Source organism: Methylomonas rosea (assembly GCF_024505055.1).
Classification (GTDB): Bacteria; Pseudomonadota; Gammaproteobacteria; order Methylococcales; family Methylomonadaceae; genus Methylomonas; species Methylomonas rosea.
Genome location: NZ_JANIBL010000119.1, coordinates 1 through 3,560 on the forward strand (window position 1 = coordinate 1; position 3,560 = coordinate 3,560).

A 3,560-nucleotide genomic window follows, 5' to 3' on the forward strand; every position below is an offset into this window, starting at 1 on the left:
TACTGATTGCACTATGTCTAAGAAACTTATACAATGCTCAGCTGAACATAGGAGAGATGGCCGAGCGGTCGAAGGCGCACGCCTGGAAAGTGTGTATACGGCAACGTATCGAGGGTTCGAATCCCTCTTTCTCCGCCACAACTTAAGTCTTTGTTTTTAAAGACTAATTGACAATAACTCCTGGGTTAAAACGGTTTTTGCTACAAAATCGTGCTACAAAGGGGCTTGTTGTTATGGCAAAAATTCCATACCTCGTAAGACGAAAAAATCGTCTTTTATTTCCGTCTCGGCGTTCCCGCCGAACTCCGCGAAATCATAAAATCTCGCGAAATTATCCAAAGCCTCAGAACCGAAGACAGCGACGAAGCAACGCGCCAAGCGTTAAAGCTTGCTGCACATTTCAAATCGTTGTTGCACGAACTCAAGACAGGCAAGACAAGCTCAGTAGTCCGCCTTAACTCTTGGGAAACGAAACAAGACGAAGCATCCTTGGATAATTCCGCGCAAGAACCGCAAGCTAATTACCAGTTAAAATCAAGTCAGCCAGCAATAGAAACCCGACAAGCGCCGCTTTTGTCGATTGTTGTTGATGACTTCCTGAGTCGATACGACCAGACCAACAAAGCAACCTTCACAAAGCTTTCGGCAACCTTGCCGCTGTTGATAGAGCTGGTGGGTGATAAGCCGGTGAATCAAATCTTGCAGACTGATCTGAATGGGTTCTTTGATGATGTTCAGCGGCTACCGATAAAACGCGCAAAGAAAATCTACAACGGTATGACCATTCGCGAAATCATCGCGACCAATGACGGGCGAAGTATTGCCGAAGGCACTTTTGAAAGCACTTACAAAGCTTGTGTGAGCATTTTCTTGACCTGGGCCCAACTACAAAGATCAGCGTTTTCCGTCTTTGAGTGTCAAAGGTGCTGTTTATCGTGGCGAACGTGCCGACGGCATTAACAAGCAACGGGCCATGACGCCCGAAGAGCTTCAAAAGTTGTTCAATAACCCCAAGATGAAGAAATTCGCGGCGAATCTTGATGCCGCCCACTATTGCTGGCTGCCTCTGATCGGACTATATACCGGCGCCCGTATCAACGAAATTTGCCAGCTCAACCCAGCCGAAGACATCAAGCAGGATTCAGCGACTGGGATTCATTACTTCCACTTCACCGACGAAAGCCCAAGCGCCGAAGGCGTTGATAAATCCATCAAGACGAATTCATCGCGGCGGGTTGTGCCGATTCACTCCAAACTGATCGACTTGGGTTTTCTCGATTACGTCGAACGAGTCAAGACAGCCGGTCATAAAATCATTTTCCCAGCATGGGAGCCAAGAAACGGTATCTTTGCACTTGTCCAGAATATCGGGCGGAAATAACGACGATTGGCCGCTGGTCCATTGGTTAAGGTGCTGTTGCGCGAACTCTTGCGGCAACATTTGCGCCGCTCGACTCTTCAACGCTTCCGGCTTAATCCAGCGCGGCGCGTTGTCCATTGCGTCTCTCAGGTCTTTGTATTGAATGTGACTGAAAAACAGACTTTCATCGTCGCCTCGCTCGGCGATGCTGTAGAGCATGAACAACGGCGATGATCTAGGGCCGACGGTGGAATCAATCAGCACTAGGCCGTCGTCTGTATCGATGGTGGACGATGCAACAACTTGATAGCTTTGGTCGTTGGCTGCGGCGTGTAATTCGGAAACCTGGGCAATCGTTAGCTTTTTGCCATAGAGCGCCGCTGGGTTGTTTGAATAGCCCTTGATGGTGTTGTCGAGTGCAGATTATTGAATGGTGCCGGTGTCGCTGATTAGGATGGCGCCGGACTTGATCAAGCTTGCCGTGTATTCAGTTTTGCGAAGTATGGAAGCAACCGTTTTAAATGCGGTGTCGACGATCTGTTTTTCACTGTTGGCAATAATGCCGATGGTTTGGGTTTTTCGGGTGAGGAATCGCCAAACGATGATTAAAGCAGCGACCAGTGTTTTGCCATGCCGGCGCGGCCAACAAAAAACCACCGTTCGAAAGTCGCCGTCGATGGCTTTGATTATCTCGATTCGTTCTAACGGGCCGGGTTCGTATGCTTCATAACCGCCTTTGGCAGAGGGAACCCGTGGCTTTACATCTTCAAGCCACTGAAAGAAACCAGCGGAACCGTTCCGCCATGATGCTACCTTTGAAACTGCTTTTTTGGTTGAGCGCTTTTCTGTCTCGGTCGTCATCCTTTTACAAATCAATAATTGAGCATTGTTTAATTGTTATCATTAAGGATCTTGAACGCAAGAAATATTTATTTTATATCAATCGATTAGATGAGTTTCGCTGTCCATGCGCGCATGAAGAACGCGGACTATTTCAATTTGATCAGGCGTTAATTGCCGATAAAACACAAGATGTTTGCCTATGGGAAGCTTGCGATAGCCTGGGAGAATTTCGCTACAGTCTCGCCCAATGAGAGGATTTATCACCAAATCATGAAAACTTTGGTCGAGCAAAGCCAAGTAGCGTGTCAAACGGCTTTGAAAAGTTTCCACAAAAAAGCGTCGAATAGTTTCCAGTTAAGTTGTAGGGTTATTGTTTTTCAACCGCCTTTTTCCGTTGCTTAAATCGATAGGAGTCGTTACCGGTTTCCAGGATGTCGCAGTGATGAGTGATCCGGTCAAGAAGTGCCGTCGTCATCTTGGCATCACCGAACACCTGCACCCATTCGGCAAAGTTGAGATTGGTGGTGATGATCAGCGAGGTCTTTTCATACAGATGGCTGATCAGGTGAAACAGTAATGCACCACCCGATGCCGGAAACGGTAAATAGCCCAGCTCATCCAGGATCACAGCATCCATGGCAGTCAGTTGCTTGGCCAGGTTACCGGCTTTACCCTGCTGTTTTTCCTTATCGAGCTGATTGACCAGGTCGACAGCATTGTAGAAGCGGACCCGTTTGCCTTGATGGATGGCGGCGATGCCAATGGCGGTAGCCAAGTGGGTTTTCCCGGTGCCGGTTCCACCGACCAGGATCAGGTTGTAGGCCTGTTCCATAAAGTGTCCTGTGGTCAGTTGTTCGATGCGGGCTTGTTGCAGCGGTGTTTCTGACCAATCGATCTTTAACAAATCCCGATGAATCGGAAAACGGGCGGCTTTGAGTTGATAGTTCAGGCTGCGCGCTTGCCGATCCGCTTGTTCGGCGGCGATCAGTCTGTCCAGCCACACTTCGGGCATCACCGGTTTTTGCTGGCTGCTGTATTCAGTTTGCCATTCACTCCAGGCCGCCGCCATCCCATATAAATGCAGGGTTTTTAGTTGGAGCGCACGATCAATGGACATGGGGAACGCTCCGTAACGCATCATAGCGACTGCAATCAGCTACCGGTTCGATGGTCAGGGTCGGTAGTGATATAGCGGACTGATCCAGCGTCTTGGGTTTGGCCTCTTCCGTCAGTCGGCGCATTTCATTAAGGACAACGGCAGCGGTGATCACACCGGTTTGCAAGGTCAGATCGCAAGCGACTTCCAGTGTGTCTAATCCCGCATCGCCCAGTTCGCGAGCCATGAGCAGCAACCCCT

5 protein-coding genes, 1 tRNA gene and 1 pseudogene are annotated in these 3,560 nt (G+C 49.2%); 3 read left to right on the forward strand and 4 right to left on the reverse strand.

Translation table 11 applies throughout. The features are described 5' to 3' along the window. The first annotated feature begins 50 nt into the window (after positions 1-50). The 3 genes from NP589_RS21225 (at position 51) to NP589_RS21235 (ending at position 1,381) form a co-directional block, all read left to right on the forward strand. Positions 51-138 (forward strand) — tRNA-Ser (locus tag NP589_RS21225). A gap of 129 nt (positions 139-267) precedes the next feature. After that, a complete protein-coding gene (locus NP589_RS21230) occupies positions 268-960 on the forward strand; it encodes a DUF6538 domain-containing protein (protein WP_371929701.1) in 693 nt (230 codons plus the stop codon). Positions 961-973: 13 nt separating this feature from the next. Next, entirely contained in the window at positions 974-1,381 is a 408-nt protein-coding gene (locus tag NP589_RS21235; protein ID WP_256608760.1) for a site-specific integrase, read from the forward strand. Positions 1,382-1,783: 402 nt separating this feature from the next. On the opposite strand, the gene NP589_RS21240 is transcribed toward NP589_RS21235, so the two are convergent. The 4 genes and pseudogenes from NP589_RS21240 to NP589_RS21255 form a co-directional block, all read right to left on the reverse strand. Further along, the gene (locus NP589_RS21240; RefSeq protein ID WP_256608761.1) at positions 1,784-2,221 is read right to left on the reverse strand and encodes a hypothetical protein; all 438 of its coding nucleotides are present in this window, start codon (positions 2,219-2,221) and stop codon (positions 1,784-1,786) included. A gap of 78 nt (positions 2,222-2,299) precedes the next feature. Then, on the reverse strand, positions 2,300-2,557 hold the full coding sequence (locus tag NP589_RS21245; protein ID WP_305891084.1) for a type II toxin-antitoxin system RelE/ParE family toxin: 258 nt from the start codon (positions 2,555-2,557) through the stop codon (positions 2,300-2,302). Positions 2,558-2,570: 13 nt separating this feature from the next. Then, positions 2,571-3,320, reverse strand: coding sequence for an IS21-like element helper ATPase IstB (istB, locus tag NP589_RS21250; protein WP_256608763.1), 750 nt, complete (start codon positions 3,318-3,320; stop codon positions 2,571-2,573). Then, a pseudogene (locus NP589_RS21255) lies at positions 3,310-3,560 on the reverse strand (IS21 family transposase); the annotation flags it as partial. The gene istB and the pseudogene NP589_RS21255, both read right to left, overlap by 11 nt.

Bases quoted from the DNA above. Each gene is read 5' to 3' on its own strand.
- NP589_RS21235 (WP_256608760.1), top strand. From the start codon at position 974: ATGACGCCCGAAGAGCTTCAAAAGTTGTTCAATAACCCCAAGATGAAG.
- NP589_RS21240 (WP_256608761.1), bottom strand. From the start codon at position 2,221: ATGACGACCGAGACAGAAAAGCGCTCAACCAAAAAAGCAGTTTCAAAG.
- istB (WP_256608763.1), bottom strand. From the start codon at position 3,320: ATGTCCATTGATCGTGCGCTCCAACTAAAAACCCTGCATTTATATGGG.